General features: G+C 55.1%; 1 pseudogene. It reads left to right on the forward strand.

Annotation, left to right across the window (positions count from 1 at the left end):
* Nucleotides 1-490: pseudogene (locus tag B2633_RS11265) on the forward strand (ABC transporter permease); the annotation flags it as partial.

Below are 490 nucleotides of genomic sequence, written 5' to 3' on the forward strand. Positions count from 1 at the left end.
AAAGAGATGCTTTACCATTACCTGGTGCGTTTCGATCAACCGGTCAGAACCAGCGAGTTATTGTCCATTTCCCGGATGGAAGGAGTCAATCGTACAGAGGCTTTTATCGAGATCCCGGTGAAAATCCACTACAACGGCAGAACCGTCGAGGATGCGGTCAACGGCCAAGCTGAGGGCAACCAGCTAAAGATGCCTTCCGACAACGAGGGCAATCCCATGGCTATACCCGAGGAAGGCATTGTACTTGGCGAAATCACTGCCCGCAAGCTGGGAGCACAGCCCGGCGACCTGGTTACTGTGGAGACCGCCTATAAAATGGGCGAGCCGCTAACTACCGAACTGCCGGTGGTGTCCATAAACCGGCAGCTTTTCGGCAGTATATGCTATACCTCATTGACCCAGGCCAATCGGCTGCTGCATGAAGCGGATTTAGTGTCCGGCTGCATGCTCCTGGTCGATCCGGGGCAGGCGGCCGCCATCGAGGATGATT

This window comes from Syntrophomonas sp. UBA1041 (assembly GCF_002316705.1).
Lineage (GTDB): Bacteria > Bacillota > Syntrophomonadia > Syntrophomonadales > Syntrophomonadaceae > DTU019.